Source organism: Streptomyces sp. NPDC029836 (assembly GCF_055574495.1).
The window spans coordinates 307,249-328,164 of record NZ_JBVHZI010000003.1; the positions used below are offsets into that span (position 1 = coordinate 307,249).

At 74.3% G+C, this 20,916-nt stretch carries 18 protein-coding genes and 1 pseudogene; 8 read left to right on the top strand and 11 right to left on the bottom strand.

All coding sequences use genetic code 11. The annotated features are described in order from the left end of the window. Positions 1-148: 148 nt before the first annotated feature. Entirely contained in the window at positions 149-1,513 is a 1,365-nt protein-coding gene (locus ACZ4XJ_RS12280; RefSeq protein ID WP_362876585.1) for a dipeptidase, read from the bottom strand. 462 nt (positions 1,514-1,975) lie between these two features. On the opposite strand from ACZ4XJ_RS12280, the gene ACZ4XJ_RS12285 reads away from it, so the two are divergent. Beyond that, positions 1,976-3,205, top strand: a complete 1,230-nt coding sequence (locus ACZ4XJ_RS12285) for a geranylgeranyl reductase family protein (protein WP_468496278.1) — start codon at positions 1,976-1,978, stop codon at positions 3,203-3,205. Between the two features lie 54 nt (positions 3,206-3,259). Here ACZ4XJ_RS12285 and ACZ4XJ_RS12290 read toward each other — a convergent pair whose 3' ends face one another. Continuing rightward, the gene (locus tag ACZ4XJ_RS12290; RefSeq protein ID WP_468496110.1) at positions 3,260-3,718 is read right to left on the bottom strand and encodes a nitroreductase/quinone reductase family protein; all 459 of its coding nucleotides are present in this window, start codon (positions 3,716-3,718) and stop codon (positions 3,260-3,262) included. 148 nt (positions 3,719-3,866) lie between these two features. On the opposite strand from ACZ4XJ_RS12290, the gene ACZ4XJ_RS12295 reads away from it, so the two are divergent. Both ACZ4XJ_RS12295 and ACZ4XJ_RS12300 read left to right on the top strand, forming a co-directional pair. Beyond that, the gene (locus ACZ4XJ_RS12295) at positions 3,867-4,565 is read left to right on the top strand and encodes a TetR/AcrR family transcriptional regulator (RefSeq protein WP_468496111.1); all 699 of its coding nucleotides are present in this window, start codon (positions 3,867-3,869) and stop codon (positions 4,563-4,565) included. Positions 4,566-5,050: 485 nt separating this feature from the next. After that, positions 5,051-6,070 carry a spherulation-specific family 4 protein gene (locus ACZ4XJ_RS12300; protein WP_362876589.1) on the top strand — a complete coding sequence of 340 codons (1,020 nt, stop codon included), beginning with the start codon at positions 5,051-5,053 and terminating at the stop codon, positions 6,068-6,070. Positions 6,071-6,092: 22 nt separating this feature from the next. On the opposite strand, the gene ACZ4XJ_RS12305 is transcribed toward ACZ4XJ_RS12300, so the two are convergent. Both ACZ4XJ_RS12305 and ACZ4XJ_RS12310 read right to left on the bottom strand, forming a co-directional pair. After that, positions 6,093-6,359, bottom strand: a complete 267-nt coding sequence (locus ACZ4XJ_RS12305; protein WP_468496112.1) for a DUF6332 family protein — start codon at positions 6,357-6,359, stop codon at positions 6,093-6,095. Positions 6,360-6,491: 132 nt separating this feature from the next. Beyond that, positions 6,492-7,235, bottom strand: a complete 744-nt coding sequence (locus ACZ4XJ_RS12310) for a maleylpyruvate isomerase family mycothiol-dependent enzyme (protein ID WP_468496113.1) — start codon at positions 7,233-7,235, stop codon at positions 6,492-6,494. Between the two features lie 37 nt (positions 7,236-7,272). On the opposite strand from ACZ4XJ_RS12310, the gene ACZ4XJ_RS12315 reads away from it, so the two are divergent. Then, complete coding sequence (locus tag ACZ4XJ_RS12315; protein ID WP_362876592.1) at positions 7,273-7,929, top strand: alpha-ketoglutarate-dependent dioxygenase AlkB family protein; 657 nt, start codon at positions 7,273-7,275, stop codon at positions 7,927-7,929. A 41-nt stretch (positions 7,930-7,970) separates the two neighbouring features. Then, on the top strand, positions 7,971-9,278 hold the full coding sequence (locus ACZ4XJ_RS12320; RefSeq protein ID WP_468496114.1) for an ROK family protein: 1,308 nt from the start codon (positions 7,971-7,973) through the stop codon (positions 9,276-9,278). A gap of 122 nt (positions 9,279-9,400) precedes the next feature. On the opposite strand, the gene ACZ4XJ_RS12325 is transcribed toward ACZ4XJ_RS12320, so the two are convergent. Then, on the bottom strand, positions 9,401-9,943 hold the full coding sequence (locus ACZ4XJ_RS12325) for an ATP-binding protein (RefSeq protein ID WP_362876594.1): 543 nt from the start codon (positions 9,941-9,943) through the stop codon (positions 9,401-9,403). 229 nt (positions 9,944-10,172) lie between these two features. On the opposite strand from ACZ4XJ_RS12325, the gene ACZ4XJ_RS12330 reads away from it, so the two are divergent. Beyond that, positions 10,173-11,315, top strand: a complete 1,143-nt coding sequence (locus tag ACZ4XJ_RS12330) for a PLP-dependent cysteine synthase family protein (protein ID WP_362876595.1) — start codon at positions 10,173-10,175, stop codon at positions 11,313-11,315. A gap of 58 nt (positions 11,316-11,373) precedes the next feature. Here ACZ4XJ_RS12330 and ACZ4XJ_RS12335 read toward each other — a convergent pair whose 3' ends face one another. The 6 genes and pseudogenes from ACZ4XJ_RS12335 to ACZ4XJ_RS12360 all read right to left on the bottom strand — a co-directional run bounded on the left by ACZ4XJ_RS12335 (position 11,374) and on the right by ACZ4XJ_RS12360 (position 18,538). Then, positions 11,374-11,937 carry an SRPBCC family protein gene (locus ACZ4XJ_RS12335; protein WP_468496115.1) on the bottom strand — a complete coding sequence of 188 codons (564 nt, stop codon included), beginning with the start codon at positions 11,935-11,937 and terminating at the stop codon, positions 11,374-11,376. Positions 11,938-12,115: 178 nt separating this feature from the next. After that, positions 12,116-14,616: pseudogene (locus ACZ4XJ_RS12340) on the bottom strand (right-handed parallel beta-helix repeat-containing protein). Between the two features lie 134 nt (positions 14,617-14,750). Beyond that, entirely contained in the window at positions 14,751-15,362 is a 612-nt protein-coding gene (locus ACZ4XJ_RS12345; RefSeq protein ID WP_362882866.1) for an Rv1733c family protein, read from the bottom strand. Positions 15,363-15,678: 316 nt separating this feature from the next. Beyond that, complete coding sequence (locus ACZ4XJ_RS12350; RefSeq protein WP_468496116.1) at positions 15,679-16,503, bottom strand: MOSC domain-containing protein; 825 nt, start codon at positions 16,501-16,503, stop codon at positions 15,679-15,681. Positions 16,504-16,579: 76 nt separating this feature from the next. Beyond that, a complete protein-coding gene (locus ACZ4XJ_RS12355; protein ID WP_362882862.1) occupies positions 16,580-17,092 on the bottom strand; it encodes a DUF6643 family protein in 513 nt (170 codons plus the stop codon). A 273-nt stretch (positions 17,093-17,365) separates the two neighbouring features. Next, complete coding sequence (locus tag ACZ4XJ_RS12360) at positions 17,366-18,538, bottom strand: glycosyltransferase (protein ID WP_468496117.1); 1,173 nt, start codon at positions 18,536-18,538, stop codon at positions 17,366-17,368. A gap of 138 nt (positions 18,539-18,676) precedes the next feature. On the opposite strand from ACZ4XJ_RS12360, the gene ACZ4XJ_RS12365 reads away from it, so the two are divergent. Continuing rightward, entirely contained in the window at positions 18,677-19,471 is a 795-nt protein-coding gene (locus tag ACZ4XJ_RS12365; RefSeq protein WP_468496118.1) for a glutamate racemase, read from the top strand. Positions 19,472-19,612: 141 nt separating this feature from the next. Then, the gene (locus ACZ4XJ_RS12370) at positions 19,613-20,914 is read left to right on the top strand and encodes a hypothetical protein (RefSeq protein ID WP_468496119.1); all 1,302 of its coding nucleotides are present in this window, start codon (positions 19,613-19,615) and stop codon (positions 20,912-20,914) included. Positions 20,915-20,916 lie beyond the last annotated feature (2 nt).

Consider the following 20,916-nt stretch of genomic DNA (forward strand, 5'->3'; position numbering starts at 1 on the left):
CCGGACGCCGCGTCCGGCACGCGAATTTCGCCCGCAGCGCAGTACGCCCGCAGCGCAGTACGCCCGCAGCGCACTGCGCTCCGGGCGTACTGGAGTCGGGGTCGGCGGGCGGCCTCACGGCCCCGACGCCCCGCCCGCGCCCCGGTGCTCAGCCGCGCTTCGACTCGGCGTAGTTCACCAGGAACAGTGCCTCCGCCACCGAGAGGCGTTCCAACTCCTCCGGCGAGACGCTCTCGTTCACGGCGTGGATCTGCGCCTCCGGCTCGCTCAGGCCGATCAGGAGCATCTCCGCCCGCGGGTACAGGGAGGTCAGCGTGTTGCACAGCGGGATGGACCCGCCCATGCCGCTGATCTGCATCTCCTGGCCGGGGTACGCCACCCGCATGGCCGCCGCCATCGACGCGTACGCCGGGCTGCTCGGGTCGGCCTGGAAGGGCTGCCCCTGGCCGACGACCTCGATCTCCAGGCGGGCGCTCCACGGCGTGTGCGCCACCAGGTGCGCCTCCAGCAGCTTGATGGCCTCGGTGGTGTCCACACCCGGCGGCACGCGCAGGCTGATCAGGGCGCCCGCGCTCGCGTGCACCGAGGGGGTCGCGCCGATCACCGGCGGGCAGTCGATGCCGAGCACGGTGACGGCCGGGCGGGCCCACAGGCGGTCCGCGATCGTGCCCTCGCCGATCAGCTCGACCCCGTCCAGCACCTTCGCGTCGGAACGGAAGTCGGCCTCCGGGTACTGCAGGCCCTCCCACACCGCGTCGGAGGCGAGCCCGTCCACGGTCGTCGAACCGTCCGCCGCGCGCAGCGAGGCCAGCGTCTGGATGAGTGCGGCCAGGGCGTCGGGGGCGACGCCGCCGAACATCCCGGAGTGCAGGTTGCCGCCCAGGGTGTCGATCCTGACCTTGAGGAGGGTCATCCCGCGCAGGGTGGCGGTCACCGTCGGCAGGCCCGTACGGAAGTTGCCCGCGTCACCGATCACGATCGTGTCGGCGGCCAGCAGCTCCGGGTTCGCCTCGGCGTACTGCTGGAGGCCGCCGGTGCCCTGCTCCTCGGAACCCTCGACGATGACCTTGACGCCGACCGGCACCCCGCCGTTCGCCTTCAGCGCCCGCAGCGCGAGCAGGTGCATGATGAACCCGCCCTTGCAGTCCGCGGCGCCGCGCCCGTACCAGCGGCCGTCGCGCTCGGTGAGCTCGAAGGCGGGGGAGACCCAGGCCGCCTCGTCCAGCGGCGGCTGCACGTCGTAGTGCGCGTAGAGCAGGACGGTCGGGGCGCCCTCGGGGCCGGGCAGGTACCCGTACACCGACTGGGTGCCGTCGGGGGTGTCGAGGAGGGCCACGTCCTGGAAGCCCTCGACGCGCAGGGCGTCGGCCACCCAGTTCGCGGCGGCCTCGCTCTCGCTCCGGGGGAACTGCGCCCAGTCCGCCACCGACTGGAAGGCCACCAACTCCGTGAGCTCCGTCTTGGCGCGGGGCATCAGCGAGGCGATGGTCTCGGCGATCGGATTCTGGGACATGGGCACGCTCCTCGTGGGTGCGACGTTGGACAAGTGCCGGGGTACGGCGAACGCAAGGCGAAAGACAGTTCCGATCCTCGCACAAAGGGCCGGGCGGACTCGCGCCGTAGGATTTCCACGGCATCCGAGCAACAGCGTGATCAGGAGCAGCAGCACATCGTGAGCAGCGACGACGACGTACACGGCGCAAGCGCAGGGCAGGCCGCCGCTCAGGGGGCGGGCGAAGGAACGACGCACGAGCCGACAGGCGGGTCGGCGGACGAGCCGACCGGCGGGCGGGCGGAGGGCGTGACGGGCGGGGCGAACGCGGCGGGCGCGGCGGCGAAGGCCGCCGACGCGGGTCGGGGCGCCGAGCGGGCGGAGGAGGGCGTGGAGCCGGGCGTCGAGGCGGGAGTCGACGCGGACACCGCGTCCGACACCGCGTCCGACACCGCGTCCGACGGCGCGTCCGAGGCGGTGGCGGTGCGGGAGCCCGCTGCCGCGGCGGCCGGGACGGGCGAGGTCTGGGACGTCATCGTGGTCGGCGCCGGCCCCGCCGGGGCCTCGGCGGCGTACGCCGCGGCGACCGCCGGTCGCAGCGTCCTCCTGCTGGAGAAGGCCGAACTCCCCCGGTACAAGACCTGCGGCGGCGGCATCATCGGCCCCTCGCGCGACGCCCTGCCGCCGGGCTTCGTACTGCCGTTCAAGGACCGGATCCACGCGGTCACCTTCTCGATGAACGGGAAGCTGACGCGGACCCGCCGCTCGAAGAGGATGCTCTTCGGACTCATCAACCGGCCCGAGTTCGACGCCGCCCTGGTCGCGGAGGCCGAGAAGGCCGGCGCGACCCTCCGTACGGGTACGGCCGTGACCCGGGTCGAGCAACACGGCGCGGCGGTTCCCGACCGGCGCACCGTCGCCGTGGTGCTGGCCGACGGCGAGACCGTGCTGGCCCGCGCCGTGGTCGGCGCCGACGGCAGCGCGAGCCGGATCGGCGCGCACGTCGGGGTGGAGATGGACCAGGTCGACCTCGGCCTGGAGGCGGAGATCCCGGTTCCGGAGACGGTGGCCGAGGACTGGAAGGGGCGGGTGCTCATCGACTGGGGCCCGCTGCCCGGCAGTTACGGCTGGGTCTTCCCCAAGGGCGACACCCTCACCGTGGGCGTGATCTCGGCGAAGGGCGAGGGCGCCGCCACCAAGCGCTACCTGGACGACTTCATCGCCCGGCTGGGCCTGGCGGGCTTCGAGCCGACCATTTCCTCGGGGCACCTGACGCGCTGCCGCAAGCCCGACTCCCCGCTGTCGCGGGGCCGGGTGCTCGTCGCGGGAGACGCCGCCGGACTGCTGGAGCCGTGGACCCGGGAGGGCATCTCGTTCGCCCTGCGCTCGGGCCGGCTCGCGGGGGAGTGGGCCGTCAAGATCTCCGAGGCCCAGGACGCGGTGGACGCGCGGCGCCAGGCGCTGAACTACGCCTTCGCGATCAAGGCCGGCCTTGGTGTCGAGATGGGCGTCGGCAAGCGCATGCTGAACGTGTTCGAGACCCGACCGGGTTTCCTCCACGCGGCGATCACGGGGCTGCGGCCCGCGTGGCTCGCCTTCGCCCGCATCACCCGTGGTTCGATGACGCTGGCCGACATGGTGCGTACGTACCCCTTGGCCCGCAGGGCCCTGCACCTCGTGGACGCCCGCCAGGCCCGAAGCAACCGCACCTGACGCACCGGCCGCCGATGCCCCGCCCCGTCCCGCCCGGGCGGGGCGGGCGGTTCGTCACCTCGTGACGGTGATGCGGAAGACCGGGTGGTCGGCGGCGGCGGCCTGGAGGGTGGCGTCCGAGGACTTGGCGGTGACGCCCTGGAAGAACCGGTTGACCTCCCAGCCCCACTTCTCCAGGTACGCGCGCAGTACCGCCGCCTTCTCCGCGGGGTCCGTGAGCTCCGTGACCGTGAACGGGCGCACCTTGCGGCCGACGCGGAGTTCCCCGCCGCCCGCGACGCGCATGTTGCGGACCCACTGGGAGTGGCCCCGGGCGGAGACCAGGTACTGGGAGCCCTCGTAGCGGTGCGGGTTGACCGGGATGCGCTGCATCTTGCCCGAGGTGCGGCCGCGGACCGAGAGTTCGGCCGTGCCGGCGAGGCTGATGCCGAGTCGGGCGAGCTTTCCGAAGAGGGCGTTGACGCGGATGGCGAACGGGCCGCCTTGGGCGTAGTAGGGGGCGGGCGCGTTCACGATGGCCTCCGGCGGAGTTGGAGAGCGGTGCTCTCGCTCGCCACCAGTCTGCGCCGGAGCGGTGCACCAAAGCAAGAGCACTGCTCTTGAAAAGGTGCGGTGCTCTGTTTTGTGGGCACTGCTCCGGTCGCATGGCACACTGAACCGCATGAGTACCGTTCGAGGAGCCCGGGAACGGGCCCGCGTCGAGGTCACCGCCGCCATCAAGGACGAGGCGCGCCGCAGTCTCGCGGCCGAGGGCGCCGCCAAACTCTCGCTGCGCGCCGTCGCCCGCGAACTCGGCATGGTCTCCTCCGCGCTCTACCGCTACTTCCCCAGCCGCGACGACCTCCTCACCGCGCTGATCATCGACGCCTACGACAGCCTGGGCGCCGCCGCCGAGGACGCCGACCGGACCGCCCTCGCCGCCGGAGCCCCGCCCCGCGCCCGCTGGATCGCCGTCTGCGAGGCGGTCCGCGCCTGGGCGCTCGCGCACCCGCACGAGTACGCCCTCGTGTACGGCTCCCCGGTCCCCGGCTACAGCGCCCCGCAGGACACCATCGGCCCCGCCTCCCGCGTCGCCAACTCCCTCATCGGGATCCTCCGTTCCGCGTACGCGGGCCAGGGGCTCGCCCTGCCGCCGCTGCCCGCCGGCCTGCGCCACGAAGCCGGCCGGATGACCTCGGACTTCGCCGAGGGCCTGCCGCCCGAGGTGACGGCCGCCCTGGTCGCCGCCTGGGCGCAGCTCGTCGGACTGGTCTCCTTCGAGCTGTTCGGTCAGTACGAGCGCGTCGTCGAGGAACGGGCCGCCTTCTTCGCGCATGCCACCGGGCAACTCGCCCACGGCGTCGGACTGCCGGCGGCGTGAGGCGGACGCCCGCGGCCCGAAGGGGATTCCCCGCGGCGCGAAGGGGGCCGCGCGCTGTAGCCCGGACCGCCCGCGCCGTGGGACCGAACCACGCGCTGTAGCCCGGACCGCCCGCGCCGTGAACCGAGCCACCCGGGCCGCGAACCGGACTGCCGCACCGTGGGACCGAACCACCCGGGCCCGAACCGGACTGCCGCGCCGTGAGCCGAGCCACCCGGGCCGCGAACTGGACTGCCGCACCGTGGGACCGAACCACCCGGGCCGCGAACCGGACTGTCGCGCCGTGAACCGAGCCACCCGGGCCGCGCACCGGACTGTCGGGCCGTGAACCGGACCGCCCTGGCCGAAATCTGATGGTAATTCACATGATGGAGTGACAGATAGCTTTTCTGTTCCTCACATCAAAGTGGGTGGTTCGGCTTTCATCGACTTGCCGCACGCCTAGTGTTCCTCGGGTCGTACCCCTGTAGCCGGAGGAAACAGTGATGGCCCCCGCCCGAGCCGCGCAGGCCCTGTACGCCGTCCTGTTGGCGGTCCTGCTCGCCGTGGCGGCAGCCGTCGTGAAGGCCGCGGCCGACGGATCCCACGCCCGGCGCCCGGCGGGAACCGCGCCGCCCTCGGGTCCGGCGTCCTCCCCGCCGGCGAGCCCGATCCCGCCGCCCGCCCCGACGGTCACCCCCACGCCCCGACCGCCCGGGGTGCGGGGCCTGGACATCGCCGTCCCCGCCTACGTCTGGTCCGACGACCGTATGCTGACCGACCTCACCACGACCGGGCCGGCCGCCTCCGTCGTCGTCCTCAACCCCGGCAACGGCGATTCCCCCTTCGACGCGCCCTGGCGGGCCCGCGCCGACGCCCTGCGCACGGGGGTCACCGCCACCGGCGAGCGCACGAGGGTCCTCGGGTACGTCCACACCGACCACGGCAGCCGGGACATCGCCGCCGCGAAGGCCTCCGTCGACAACTACCTCAGACCGGCCGACGGTGGCGACGGCCGGCTCCACGTCGACGGGATCTTCTTCGACGTCGTCAGCCGCGACTGCGGCCCGGGCAACGCCACCCGCGACTACTACGCCGAACTGCGCCGCTACGTCCAGGAGGCGATGCACGCCGTCGACCCGAACGCCCCGGACCTGGTCGTCAACAATCCGGGCACGGCCATCGCCGACTGCTACCTGGAGCCCGGCCACCGCACCGCCGACACGTACGTGACCTACGAGGACACCTACGCGGAGTACACGGCCGACGGCTGGCCCGGCGGCAACGTGTTCAACGCCCGCACCGGCTACCGGGGCGGATCCGAGTACGACCCGAGCGGCACCGCGTTCTGGCACCTCGTCCACGACGTCCCGGACGAGGCGACCATGCGGGACACCCTGCGCACGGCCTTCGAACGGGGCGCCGGCTACGCCTACGCGACGGACACCGTCATGCCCAACCCCTGGAACACCGGACCCGCTTGGCGCTACCGCAGCCAGACCGCATACGCGGCCGGCGTGGGCTGAGCGGCCCCGGCCGGGCCGGGGCTCAGGTTTCGGACGGATCCCGTACGTCCTGCCGCCGGCGGTGGCCGAAGCGCCACAGCACGTGGGTGACGCGCGCCAGGAACGCCACCGAGGCCAGCGCGCCGGCCGTCACCGCCGCCGTCCGGTGCGCGGCGGGGGACAGGTCCAAAACCGGTGCCGCGCCGTAGACCAGCCCGAAGACCAGGGCGGCGACGAAGCACGCGCTGACGAAGGCGTAGCCGATCTCGACGGTGACCGCGTCCCGTTCCGCCTGTGTCCGTTGCCCCATACGCGCAGTCTCACAGCGGGCACCGCGGGTGACAAGAGCTCCTCAAGAGTGTCTCCGCCGAACCTGCGGGCGGGCACGCGCTCGGACCCGGGTACGAGCGCGCGCCCGCACCCGGCCGCCCGAACCGGAGGCTCAGATGCCCGCCGTGTCGCTCCACAGCCGGGCCAGCGACACGTCACCCGTCACCCCGGGGCCCGTCAGCGGGTGCCGGTTCCACAGGGCCGCGTACAACCACGCCGCCTCGCCGCTCACCTCGCAGTCCACCCGGTCCGCGGTGTCGCCGCGCACCGTGCGGGCCGGCTCCCGCGACAGGTGGACCGTCCACGCCGCGCCGGTGTCGATCGCCCGGACCCGCAGCACCCGCGGCTCCTCCGTACGCACCCGGCTGCGCGGTCGGGCATGGAAGCCGGTCAGCAGTTCGTCGACGCCGTCCTCCGCGAACTCCGGCGTCACCGGGGAGCAGGCGATTCCCTGCGCGGCCTGCGCGTCGAAGCGGTGCACGGTCGTCTCGTGCGCCTGCCGGCGCGCCCAGAACGCCAGCGGTGACGGCGGTGCCGTCGGCAGGAACGTCCAGCACAGGACGTCGTCCGGAGCCCGGGTCAGGGCGTCCACCAACGTCCCGTGCCCCGCGCGGAACCAGTCGAGGAGCTCGGGCCCGGACAGTTCGGGTGCCTCCGGGAAGGGTCGCGGCTCCACCTGTGCGTCGGCCACGTACCCGGTCGCCCAGCGGTGCACCGCCCCCACGTGCCGCAGCAGATCGGTCACCCGCCACGGCGGACAGGTGGGCACCGGTGCGTCCGTACCCGCTTGCTCGGCCGCCCCGGCGAGGAGCTCGCCCTCCAGGGCCAGCGTGTCCACGTACTCGCTGATCTTCATGCCCCGGAGTCTGCCGGCAGGCCGCACCATGGGGTACATGGACGCAGAACTCTTCCCGCGCGAGCGCGCCGAGATCGCCCCGGGCGCCGTCCACCTGCCGGACTGGCTCGACCCGCGGGGCCAGCGGGAACTGCTCGCCGCCTGCCGGGAGTGGGCCCGGCCGCCCGCGGGCCTACGGACCGTGCACACCCCCGGCGGCGGGACGATGAGCGCCCGACAGGTGTGCCTGGGGCTGCACTGGTACCCGTACGGCTACGCGCCCACCGCCGTCGACGGGGACGGGGCGCCGGTGAAGCCGATGCCCCGATGGCTGGCCGCACTCGGACGGCGCGCGGTGTCCGACGCGTACGGAACGCCCCCCGAGCAGGCGGAGGAGTACGACATCGCCCTGATCAACTTCTACGCCGGTGACTCCCGGATGGGCATGCACCGCGACGCCGAGGAACGGTCGCCCGCCCCGGTCGTCTCCCTCAGCCTGGGTGATTCCTGCCTCTTCCGCTTCGGCACCACCGCCTCGCGCGGACGTCCGTTCCGGGACGTTCCGCTGCGCAGCGGGGACCTGTTCGTCTTCGGCGGCCCGAGCCGACGGGCCTACCACGGGGTGCCGAAGGTCCTGCCCGGCACCGCGCCGCCGGACCTCGGGCTCGACGGGCGGCTGAACATCACACTGCGGGTCGGCGGCCTGGGACCGTAGACGGGCGTCCGGTACCTCCCGATCATGCGAGGATCCATGTCATGAACGGCAACGGGGCCCCGCCGCGGGTGGGGGACGGGACCACGGTGTCCACGGCGTCCGAAACCTCCACGACCACCACGGCCGCCACGGCCGCCACGGCGTCCACGAGGACCAAGCTGGAGCGGGGCCGCGGCGCCCTGGGCCCGGCCTTGGAACTCGTCCACACCGGTCGCGCCCCGACCCGGGCCGTCCTGACGGCCGAACTCGGGGTCACGCGGGCCACCGCCGGCGCGGTCGCCGCCGAACTCGAAGCCCTCGGCCTGATCCGGGTCGACTCGCGCCCCGGCGGCGCCGGCGGCGGGCAGGGCCGGCCCTCGCACCGGCTCGCGGTCGACGAGAACGGCCCCGTGGCGCTGGCCGCGCAGGTCCACCCGGACGGGTTCCGGGCCGCGCTGGTGGGACTCGGCGGTCGGATCGTGGCCACCGCCCCCGGCAAGGTCACCGTCTCCGCCGACCCGGCGCAGGTCCTCGGCGCGGTCGTCGAGGCGGGCGCCGCACTGCTCGCCGCATCCGGGCGCCGCTGCATCGGCGCGGGCCTCGCGGTGCCCTCGGCGGTCGCCGAACCCGACGGCACCGCGCTCAACCCGCTGCACCTGGCCTGGCCGGCGGGTTCTCCCGTACGGGCCATCTTCGCCCGGTGCGTGAAGGCGGCCGGGATCGACGGACCGGCCCTGACCGGCAACGACGTCAACCTCGCCGCGCTCGCCGAGCACCGACACGGCGCGGGCCGCAGCGCCCAGCACCTGCTGTGCGTCGCCACCGGGCACCGGGGCGTGGGCGGGGCGCTGGTCCTCGACGGCCGACTGCACAGCGGCAGCGCCGGCCTGGCCCTGGAGGTCGGCCACCTGACGGTGAACCCGGAGGGGCGGGCCTGCCACTGCGGCAGCCGGGGCTGTCTGGACGTGGAGGCCGACCCGCTGGCCTTCCTCACCACGGCCGGCCGCACGCCGGGCCCTGAGGTGTCCCTGCTCCAGCAGGCCCGCGACCTGCTCCGCGGCGAGTACGCCGACCCGATGGTCCGGGCGGCCTCCGAGGAACTGATCGACCGGCTCGGGCTGGGACTCGCGGGCCTGGTCAACATCCTGAACCCGGACCGGATCATCCTGGGCGGCCTGCACCGGGAGCTGCTTCACGCCGACCCGGAGCGGCTGCGCGCGGTGGTCGCGGACCGCAGCCTGTGGGGGCGCAGCGGTGGCGTGCCGATCCTGCCGTGCACCCTCGACCACAACAGCCTGGTCGGGGCGGCGGAGCTGGCCTGGCAACCGGTGCTGGACGACCCGCTCGGCACTCTGGGCGCCGCGGCCTGATCCCGGCCGGCCCGCAGCCCGCCCCCGCGACCTCCGCCTCCGCGACGCCCGCCCCCGCGACCCCCGCCGACGGGGCGCCGCCGTTCGGGGCGGTACGGATCCGGTGGGCGCGGCCGCGGGGGTCAGCCGGGCCCGGTACCGGCCGGGACCGCTGCCGACAGGCCGCTCGTGAGGGCCTGCGCGTCGACGGCGACGAACACCGGCCGGGTGAGTTCTCGTACGCTCTCGGTGCCGATGACGACCGTCGCCCGCCGACCCACCGGCTCGGGGGCGGCCCGCAGCGAGAACCAGACCATCTTGCCGGGGCCGTCCGGCCGCTGCCGCGCCCCCCAGGCCTCGCTGACGGCCGCGACGAGCGCGAGCCCCCGACCGCAGGTCTCCGACGATCCGGCCGCCCGCAGCACGGGCAGCCGCGGATCGCTGTCGTAGACGGCGACGGTGAGCCGGCCGAGCCGGAACTCGATCTCGACGGAGCACGTATGGTCGGGCTGCGCGTGCCGGTGGACGTTGCTGAGCAGCTCCGTCACACCGAGCGCGGCCCGGTCTATGAGCGGATCGAGCTGCCAATGGCGCAGTTGAGCGGAAACGATGCGGCGGACCTGACCGATCCGGGCGGGCAGGGCCTGCAGTTCGACGACGCAGTGCCTGCGGGAATGACTGATCACGGCTGCGACTCCCCGACAAGTGAGTTACGGGTGCTGCGCCCTCGGTACCTCGGTGTGGCGGTCCATCGGTGCCTCGGTGAAACACCACCAGCGTCACCTACCGTGCCGCGCTCTGCAACTGAATGCGACCGAAAGCGATCGGCATGGAAACCCAAAGTAACCATTTGTGCAGGTGAGGGGGGTACATTTCGAAAGCGGGGGCCACGGAACGGACAAAGGAGCAAGGCGCATGAGTACCACCGGTACCACCGGGGCGACGCCCGTGCGGACGACCGTCGACGTCGACCGCAGCGACGCGGACTACCGGGCCTGGCTCAAGGAGGCCGTCCGCAAGGTCCAGGCCGACGCGAACCGCTCCGCGGACACGCACCTGCTGCTCTTCCCGCTCCCCGAGGCCTGGGGCATCGATCTCTACCTCAAGGACGAGTCCACGCACCCGACGGGCTCCTTGAAGCACCGCCTCGCCCGCTCGCTCTTCCTCTACGCCCTGTGCAACGGCTGGATCCGCCCCGGCCGCCCGGTCATCGAGGCCTCCAGCGGCTCGACGGCCGTCTCCGAGGCGTACTTCGCGAAGCTGATCGGCGTCCCGTTCATCGCCGTCATGCCGCGCACGACCAGCCCGGAGAAGTGTCGGCTCATCGAATTCCACGGCGGGGAATGCCACTTCGTCGACGACTCGATGAAGATGTACGAGGAATCGGCCGAACTCGCGGCCCGCACCGGCGGCCACTACATGGACCAGTTCACCTACGCCGAGCGCGCGACGGACTGGCGCGGCAACAACAACATCGCCGAGTCGATGTACCAACAACTGCGCCTGGAGCGCTACCCGGAGCCGACCTGGATCGTGGCGACGGCCGGCACCGGCGGTACCTCCGCGACCATCGCGCGCTACGTGCACTACATGCAGCACGACACCCGCATCTGCGTCCCCGACCCGGAGAACTCCTGCTTCTTCGACGGCTGGACCACCAACGACCCGCACGCCACCAGCGACTGCGGCTCGCGCATCGAGGGCATCGGCCGGCCGCGCATGGAGCCGAGCTTCGTACCCGGCGCCATCGACCGCATGATGCGCGTTCCGGACGCCGCGAGCGTCGCCGCGTGCCGGGCCCTGGAACAGGCCATAGGGCGCAAGGCGGGCGGCTCGACGGGTACCGGCCTCTGGAGCGCGCTGAAGATCATCTCGGAGATGGTGGCCGAGGGCCGCACCGGCAGCGTCGTGACCCTGCTGTGCGACCCGGGCGACCGCTACCTCGACAAGTACTACTCGGACGACTGGCTGGCGATGCAGGGCATGGACATCAGCCCGTACGCGAAGACCATCGACACCCTGCTGGACACCGGGGAATGGCGGGAACCGGCCGCCTGACCCCGGTGGCCCCGCGAAGCCGTCGACCGGCCGCCCGAACCCGGTGGCCGCGAGGCCGTCAGCGGGATGCGGACGTGAGGCGGGCGTCCAGGGCGCGGACCGCCCTGCGGAAGGAGTGGCCGAGGCCGGGGCGGGCGGCGGACAGGGCCAGGCGGAAGGGCGCCGGGCCGTCGGCGGCGAAGGTCCAGCGGACCAGCGTCCCGCCGGCCGCACCGGCACCGGCACCGGCACCGGCACCGGCACCGGCACCGGCACCGGCACCGGCGCCGGTGGCGTTGGCGGGACCGGGGTCGACGGCGGTGAGGTGCCATTCCTCCAGCAGGGCGCTGACGACCGGTGCGTTGGTCTCGTCGACCCGGTAGGCGTAGCGCCGGTCCGGGTCCGCCGCCATCACCGTCTCCTGGAAGCGGATCCCGCCGACCAGCCCGATCTCCCGACCCGCGCCGTCGCGCGTCGGCCGGGCCAGCGTGACCGCCCCGAACCACTGCGGCCAGCCGGTCACCTCCTGCGCCAGCGCCCGGTACACGGCCTCGGGCGGGGCGGCGGCCCGTGCGACGAAGACCAGGCGTACCGGGGCGGTCTCGGTGAAGTCCAGCCCCACGGGGCGGAGTCGACGGGCCATGGCGTTTACACCCCCTACAGCGCGACGCGACGAAGTCCGGTCGGCACGCTCCGGACGGTGCCTGCCGCGCGTCACCCTAACCGGCGGCCCGCCGGATGTCCGTACCGGTGCACCGGTACGGCGAAACCGGGGCGTCCGACCGCACCCCCCCCGGAAGTCCGCCCGCACGGCGCGCGGTTCAGCAGGGCGCGGCCAGGGTCGGGAGGTCCTCCGGGAACAGCAGGGTGAGGTCGTCGGTGCTGGGCTCGGCCAGCTGCGCGACCCGCCCCGCGTGCCGCTCCACCATCGACTCGAAGGTCTGGCGCGCGGTCCGGCCGTTGCCGAAGGCCGGCCCCTTGGGCAACTCCGTGAAGTAGGTGAGCAACGCCTTCGTGGTGCCCTCGCCGAGCCGGTACTCGTGCTCCTCCGCCTGCTGTTCGACGATCCGCAGCAGCTCCTCGGGCCCGTAGTCGCCGAAGGTGATGGTGCGGGAGAACCGGGAGGCGACACCGGGGTTGACGGTCAGGAACCGGTCCATCTCGGCGGTGTATCCGGCGACGATCACCACCACCGCGTCCCGGTGGTCCTCCATCAGCTTCACGAGGGTGTCGATCGCCTCACGGCCGAAGTCCCGCCCCGAATCCTCCGGGGCCAGTGCGTACGCCTCGTCGATGAACAGCACCCCGCCGCGCGCCCGGTCGAAGGCCTCCTGGGTGCGGATCGCCGTCGATCCGATGTGCTCGCCGACCAGGTCCACCCGCGACACCTCCACGAGGTGGCCCCGCTCCAGCACGCCCAGGGAGGCGAGGATCTCCCCGTACAGCCGGGCGACGGTGGTCTTGCCGGTGCCCGGGGAGCCCGTGAAGACCAGGTGTCGACGGACCGAGGCCGCCTTCAGACCCGCCTGCTGCCGTCTGCGCCCGACCTCGATCATGTCGGTGAGGGCGCGGACCTCCCGCTTGACGCTGTCCAGCCCGACCAACGCGTCGAGCTGCCCCAGCACCTCGCCCGACTCGCGCGGCGCGGCCCCCCCGGGGGGGGGGGGCGGCGCCCCCCCCCCCCCCCGCGGTGCCCCCCCCCCCCCCCGCCGCCGCCGCCCCCCCCCCCCCCCCGCGCCGCGGGCACCACGGCCACCGGTGTCGTCGTGTCCTGCGCCGCCGTCACCGTACGGATTCCCGCCTGCGCCCCCGAGGGCGCGCTGCCGGCCCCGGACCGGGCGGCCAGTCGCGGCCCGGACTCGTCACTGGTGCACCCCTCGGCCTGCGGGCCGTCCTCCGCGAACTCGTAGCCCCCGCGCTCGCAGCGCTCGGTGTGGCAGGTCGTGAGCGTCGTGCGGCACCCGTCGATGACGTGGAATCCGAAACCGGAACTGCCCGTCACCCGGCACGACCGGAACGTGCCCCGGCCGCCCGCCGAAACGTAGAAGCCCGCCTCGGTCGCGTTGGCGACCGTGCACCGCTCCAGCGACGGGTCGGCGCCCTTCGTGACGATCACGCCCGTCTGCACCCCGTCGATCGTGCAGTTGGCGAGGGTGCCGCCGCTGCCGTGGTCGCGGAACCACGCCCCGGTGCCCGCCTCGCGGATCCGGCAGTCGTCGACCTGCGCGGTGGCGCCGTCGCTCACCGAGACCGCCGTGTTGCGCACCTGCGAGAGATCACTGTCGACGACGTCGACGCGCGAACCCCGGTCGAGGACGAACAGCGCGTCCGGCACGTCGTGGACCCGGCAGGAATCCAGCGAGGCGGAGGCGCCGTCGCTGACCCACACCGCCGGGTAGTCGCCCGTGCTGTCGTGGATCTCGCAGGACTCGGCATCGACCCGGGTACCCGGGTCCCACACCGACAGGCCGTTGCGCCCGAACCGGCGGACCGTGGTGCGGCTGAGCGTCAGCACCGAACGGGACCGCAGGTCGACGGCGTTCTCCGGGATGTCGTGGATGTCGCAGCCGGTCAGGGTGAGGACGGCATCGGTGTCCAGGGTGACCCCGTCGGCCGAGGTGCGGTGCACGGAGCAGTCGGTGAGCCGGGCCGCGGCCCGGGCCGCGATCCGCACCCCGGCGCCCTTGATCTCGTACACCTCGCAGCCCAACGCCTCCAGGCCCGAACCCTCACCCGTGACGCCGATGCCCGCGCCCGTGGCGTGGTGGATCCGGCACCGCTCCAGGCGGGGGTGCCCGCCGCCGCGCACCGAAACCCCGGCCTGCCCGGCGGCGACGACCTCGCACTCCTCGAACACCCCGCCGCCGCCGTCCAGCACGGAGATGCCGACGCCGGCCGGGTTCTCCACAGTGCACCTGCGCACCAGCGGGCGGGCGCCGCCGCGCACCTCGATGCCGGCGGCCGAGCGGGTGCTCACGCGCAGGTCGGTCAACTCGGGGGAGCCGTCCTCGACGAGGACCGCGGGCGCCGCCCGGTCCGCCCCCTCCACGTACAGGTCCTGGATCACGGCCGAGGCGCGCACCGTCAGCGCGACCCCGTCGAGCGGGGCGATCCGCACCGAGCCGATCGCGCTCCCCTCGGGCCCGCGCAGCGTGACGGCATGGTGCAGGACCAGGTTCTCCCGGTAGGTGCCGGGAGCGATCGACAGCACGTCGCCGTCGCCCGCGACGGCGAGGGCGGCGCTCAGCGTCGGATACTCACCCGAGCGGCGCCGCCACCGCGAAGCTCCGCCGTGCGTCACCTGGACCGTGCCCTGAGCCATGGTGCTGTCGTGCCCCCACCCTCGTATTCGCGCCGCCGGAGCGGCCGAAGTGAATCAAGTCGTTCGAAGCGGCTGAAGCGATCCGAGCCGGCTTTGCCCCACCGTAGCGCGCGCGGGGCCGGCGAGTTGCCAGGTCAGTTGCCCGCCCCCGCCCGGCCCCAGTCCGGCCCGGCCGCCGCCCACGCGCGGTCCAGACGGAGGTACCGCCGATGCATGAGCCGACGTACGACCAGGCGCCGGACCGTCTCCACCAGGGCGCCCGCCGCGAGCGCGGCCGCGAGCCCGGCCAGACCGGCGTGGAAGGAGGCGGCGGACGGATCGAGCGGCTGCCCCACCAACCGCCCCCGGATGTCGGTCCATATCCGGAACCGTTCGCCGGGGACCGGCGGTTCCTCGGCGGCCGGGACCGTCCCCTCGTGGCTGCTGCCGTCGGGAGCGGTCCACGCGGCCACGATCCGACTGCGCTCCGGTGACTGGCGCCGCGCCGACGGATCCGTCGAAGCACCCGGGGGCGGCTGCGCCGCCGGCCGGACCACCACGGCCGGGACCAGGTAGCGCTCGTGGCGCTGCGCCTGGGCGGCCCGCTGGAGCGTCCCGTCCACCCGGAGCCCCGCGACCGTGCCCACGGCCGGAGCCACCAACAGGACGCACACCAGCGCGGCGAAGGCCACCCACGCCTCGAAGAGGTCGGTCCGCCGGCGCAGCGGATTGCGCCGCCAGCGCCACACACCCATTGCTGTCCGCACGGTTCGGCTCCCCCCGTTTTCGCCGGCTTTCGACTGCTTGCGCGTCCCAGCCTGGCGCACGTCCCGCGGACGCGCATTCCGGGACGCGCGAGACCCGTGGCACCGATCCGGTGGTCGATTCCGGAGGGCTGTCACACGTCCCGAAATCACCAACGGCGCCGCGTGGCCCGTTGGTTCCGGAGAAGGGCCCGAGCCCCTCGAAGGTGTCATTCCATCGCCCGGCCGGGGCGGTTCGCCGCGGCCGACGGCCTTGGCCGGGCCCACGGCGGCATCCGGCCCCGGACCCCATCGGGGTGAGGACCCCGCGGGCCGCGCCTCACTCCAGGACCCGTACCTCGTCGCCCACGCGCACCGTGCCGAGGACCACCGGCACCATGTGCCGTCCGAAGGCCAGGGACTTCCCGATCCGTCGGTGCCGGGCCAGGGTCTTCAGCGGCTCCCGGCCGCGCTCCGCCGTCCGCTGGTCGGTGGTCGTCACGACGCAGCGGCCGCACTCGCGCACCCCGCGGAAGACCGCCCCGCCCACCGCGACGCGCCGCCACTCGTCCTCGGCCCAGGCGTCGGCGCCCGCGACCACCAGGTTCGGCCGGAACCGGTCCATCGGCAGCGGGCCCTCCTGCGGATGGTCGCCCCCGGCGATCAGCTCGTTGAGGGCGTCGAGGGAAGCCGTGGTGACGGCCAGCAGCGGGTAGGCGTCGGCGAGGCTCACCGTTTCGCCGGGCAGCGCGTAGTGCGGGTCGACGGGCCGGCGGACCTCCGGATCGTCCATGTGCACGAGCCGCGCGTCACGGCCGAGGAAAGCGGTGAACCAGTCGGCCGCGGACCGTGCCGCGACCACGGTGTCGATCTTGGTCCCGAAGTGCAGGGCCGGCTCCCGCGGGCCCGGATCGGGGACTTCCACGACCAGCTCCGGCATGCCCGGGGCCGACAGCGCCACCCGCCCTCCCGCCAGCGGGCGCGAGGAGGCCAGGGCCATGCGCGCCTCCTGGCGCTGGCTGATGACCGTGCCCTCGGCGTCGATCACGGCCCAGCGCCGGTCCCCGACCAGGCCCCACGGCTCCACGGCCACCTCGTCGGGAGAGGTCCCCGCCGCGGATTTGACGGGGTGGACGTGGAGCGACTGGACGTACAAGTTCGGCATGGGGGCATTTTGCCGGCCTCCCCCCGGCCGGGCACCGCGATTACCGTGCGCGCGACGCCCTACGGACGGCCGCCCGTCAGTAGCCGCGCCCCTGGTAGGGGCGGCCGTACGGGTCCTCGTACGAGGGGACCTGCGCGGGGCCCTGCACCGGGCGGGGTGCGGCCGGGCGCATGGCCTCGTACCCGGTGGCCGCGGCCATCGGACGGGGCTGCTGCGGCTGGTGCTGCGGGACGTAGCCCGCGAAGGCCGCGACCGGCTGCTGCTGCGGGATGTACGGCGCGGGCGCGTGCTGGAGCGGCACGGGCATCTGCTGTACGGGCGCCGCCTGCTGCTGGTACGGGTACCCGTAGCCCTGCGAGTGCTGCTGCTGGGGCATGGCCGGCGGCAGCGCGGGCATGGAGGAGGCGAGGGCCGGCAGGTAACCACCGCTCGAGTAACCGGCACTGGGCGACTCGTAGGCGGCCGGAACGCGGATCGGGGCGATCTGCGGAGTGCCGCGCTCGGCGACGAGGGAGTCGTAGATGGGGGTGTCCGTGAAGGAGGGCGCGGAGTAGTAACCGCCGCCATAAGTGGAGCGGGGGGAGGTCATGGGACCTAAGTTAAGCCCACGACTTCACGGGGTCCATAGCGAGGTGCCGTCAACCCCGCTCTGACCTGCATATTCGCAGGTCAGGGCCACAGCTTTCACTTCTCGTTCACGTGCCCCGTTTCACCACTTCCGCCCCGCCTTGTTCGTACTCGTACTCACTGGTTGACCCTTGCACCTATGTGGTGCTGACGCAGCGTCACAACGCGATGACCTCGGATGACGCCCCTTCACCGAGTGCCGGACGGGCTCGCCGGACGGGTTCACCGGACGTGTTCAGGCGTCGCCGGGGCGGGCATAGGTCCGGCCCTTCCAGGCGGCCCCGCGACCCCGGTAGTGCTGGACGGCCGAGTCGACGGTCATCAGGAGGTACAGCAGCGCGGTGAACGGCAGTGACGGCGCGAGGACGGCCGGCTGCCGGTAGTGGCGCAGCATCGGCATGTAGGTCCCGGCCATCAGCAGCCAGGCGAGCCCGCCCGCCCGGGCGACGGCCGGCCGACCGCCCGCGAGCCCCGCGACGCACGCGATCGGCGGGACCAGGTAGACGAGCACGAGCCCCGCCACCGTGCCGGCCAGCAGCAGGGGCCGGTGGCGAAGTTGGGCGTACGCGCTGCGCGAGACCATCCGCCACAGGTCCCCGAGCGCCGGGTACGGGCGCACGCTCTCCGCCCGCTCCGCCAGCCCGAGCCAGATCCGGCCGCCCGACGCGCGGACCGCGCGGGCCAGCGAGACGTCGTCGATCACCGCCTGCCGGATGGAGTCCGGCACCCCGGCGCGCACCGCCACCTCGGTGCGCAGCAGTACGCAGCCGCCGGCCGCGGCGGCGGTCCGGCCGCCGGGCCGGTTGATCCGGCGGAAGGGGTACAGCTGCGCGAAGAAGTACACGAAGGCCGGCACGACGAGCCGTTCCCATCCGCTCGCCACGCGCAGTCGGGCCATCTGGGACACCAGGTCGAGCCGGGCGCTGGTCGCGGCGCAGACCAGTTCGCGCAGGCTGTCGGGCGCGTGCGCGATGTCGGCGTCGGTCAGCAGCAGGTATTCGGGTTCGGCGGCGCGGCAGGTCCGGGCGTGGTCGATGCCGTGCCGCAGCGCCCACAGCTTGCCGGTCCACCCCGGTGCGGGCTCGCCGGGCGACACCACCGTCAGCGGGAGCCCCGGATGCTCGGCGGCCAGCTTCCGGGCCAGGGCCGCGGTGCCGTCCGTGCTGCCGTCGTCGACCAGTACGACCTCGGCCGCGCCGGGATAGTCCTGCGCCAGCAGCGACGGCAGGCTCCGGGGGAGGACCTCGGCCTCGTCCCGGGCGGGAACGACGATCGCCACGGACGGCCAGCGGGCGGGGGCGGTGCGCGGCGGGAGCCGGACGTCGGTGCGCCAGAACATGCCCTGGGCCAGGGTGAGCCAGAGCCAGGCGGCGAGTGAGGCGTAGGCGGCGATCAGGAGGAGGCCCATGCCCCGCAGTCTGCCGAAACGCGATCCCGATGTCCCGCGTCCGGGCCGCGCGGACGCGGGTTGCGAGGGGGCCGCTCGACGGGCCCGGCGGGGGCGGTCGGGAGGGGTCCGGGACGGGGGGTCGACTAAGGTGGCCAGGTGAAGATCGCTCTCATGGACTCGGGAATCGGCCTCCTGGCGGCGGCCGCGGCAACGCGTCGGCTGCGACCGGACGCCGATCTGGTGCTGTCCTGCGACCCCGACGGAATGCCGTGGGGGCCGCGCACCCCCGCCGACCTCACCGAGCGGGCCCGCGCCGTCGCCCGGGCCGCCGCCGCGCACCGTCCGGACGCGCTGATCGTGGCCTGCAACACCGCTTCCGTGCACAGTCTGGACACCCTGCGGGGCGAACTGGAGCCCGCCATCCCCGTCATCGGCACCGTCCCGGCGATCAAGCCCGCCGCGGCGGCCGGGGGGCGCGTCGCGATCTGGGCGACCCCCGCGACCACCGGGAGCCCCTACCAGCGGGGCCTGATCCGTGACTTCGCCGCCGGCGCGGAGGTGACCGAGGTGCCCTGCCCGGGGCTTGCCGACGCCGTCGAAGCGGCCGACGAGGCCGCCGTCGTACGGGCCGTCGCCGCGGCCGCCGCGCTGACCCCGACCGACGTCACGGACGTCGTCCTCGGCTGCACCCACTACGAACTCGTCGAGGAGCTGATCCGGGCCGCCGTCGACGCGCGCACCGGCGGCACCCCGTTCGCCTTCCACGGGTCCGCCGAGGCCGTCGCCCTGCAGGCCCTGCGCCGCGTCGGTGTCGAACCCCGGCCCGGGCTCGCGCGCACCGGCGGGCTGACCGTCATGCTCAGCGGCCGGCCCGGCGCCCTTCCGCGCGCCGCGTTCGGCTACGCCGAGGGCCGACTGCTCGCCGAGCCGGCGCGGAACGCGTCCGTCTGAGCCCGGCGGGGCGGCCCCGCGCGTCCGGCGGGGCCCGGTGGAACCGTCCGGCGCGGGACGCCCCGCCAGGCCTCGTTCCCGTCACCGATCGTTTCCTCACCGCCCGTTCCGCGGCGCCGGGAGCGCTCGCATACTGAAGCCGTGACTGCCTACGCCAAGCACGTGCCGAGCGGGGTGATACCCGCAACCGGCGTACGTACGTGGGGTGTTCCGGGTGCCGAGAGCTGGCTCAAGGAGCGCGTGCCGCTCTTCTTCACCCCGGGCGGCGGGAGCCTGGCGCTCGGCGCCCTCGTCATCGTGTCCTTCCTGCCGGTGCTCTGGACCGGGGCACCGGACGGTGCGGTCGGCACGGCGTGGCGGGCCTACCCGTCGACCCTCCTCCTCGCGGCCCTGCCCCTGTGGTTCCGGTACCTGCCGGGCGCGGCCGCCGTCTCGGCCACGCTGATCGCCCTGGAGTCCGCCGCCGCCCTCGCCGGCCGGGGGACCGGCGCCGTACGGACCCGGTTCGGCCTCGGCCTCGTCTGCCTCGCCGCGCTGTGGACGCTGGCCGGGGCGCTGCTGCGGCTGCGGGCCCGCCGCCGGCAGGGGGAACGGGCCCTCGCGGCCGCCGGGACGGCCCGGTTCCCCGTACCGGGACCGCTGCCCGACGGGCACCGTCGCCGCGGCCTCCCGGCGGTTCTGTTCGGCGCGCTGCTCTGCTTCGTGGGCGGCGGGATCCTGCTCGACGGCCTGGTACGGGACGTCGGCGCGCACGGTGCGGCGCTCGGGTACGACGCCGTGGGCCAGCAGTGGTTCGCCGCGCCGTTCCTGGTGCTCGGCGCCACCCTGCTCGGTCGCGGCGCGAGCGCCGGCCGGGCGGCGCGGCGGTTGCGCGACGCCTTCGTGCCGGCCGTGGTCGTCGGCGTCCGGAGCTCCCGGTCCGGGCATCACTGGCTGTACCCGGACGCCGACGAGATGGCGGGGCGCCCCCTGATAGCCTTCCGGGCGCGCGGTGTCGACACCCGGCCCGAGGTACGGATGTTGGCCGGCGGGCCGACGGCGGGGGCTGGGCGCGCGACGCACGACGTCGACGCCCGCGGCGAACCCTTCGAGGCGGTGCTGTACGGGGTGCCGCGCGAGGGCGCCGAGGTCGTCCTGGAGTACGCGGTCCACGGCGACCGCGGCTACGCGATCAGCTCCTGCCTCACGGCGGCCGTGCTGTTGCCACGCCGCCGGCACGGGCTCGACGCGTGGGTCCCGGCGGGCGTTTCGTACCGGGAGAGCACGGCGCGGATCAGGGCCCGTGCGGAGGAACGCCGCCGGGAGCAGGCCCGGTCGCGGGCGGAGAAGGACCGGGAGCGCCGCGACGGGCGCACCAACGAGACCGCGGGCGGCTGCGGAGGCAGCTCGGGCGGGTCCGGCTGCGGGGGCGACGGAGGTTGCGGCGGATGCGGGTGCGGCTGACC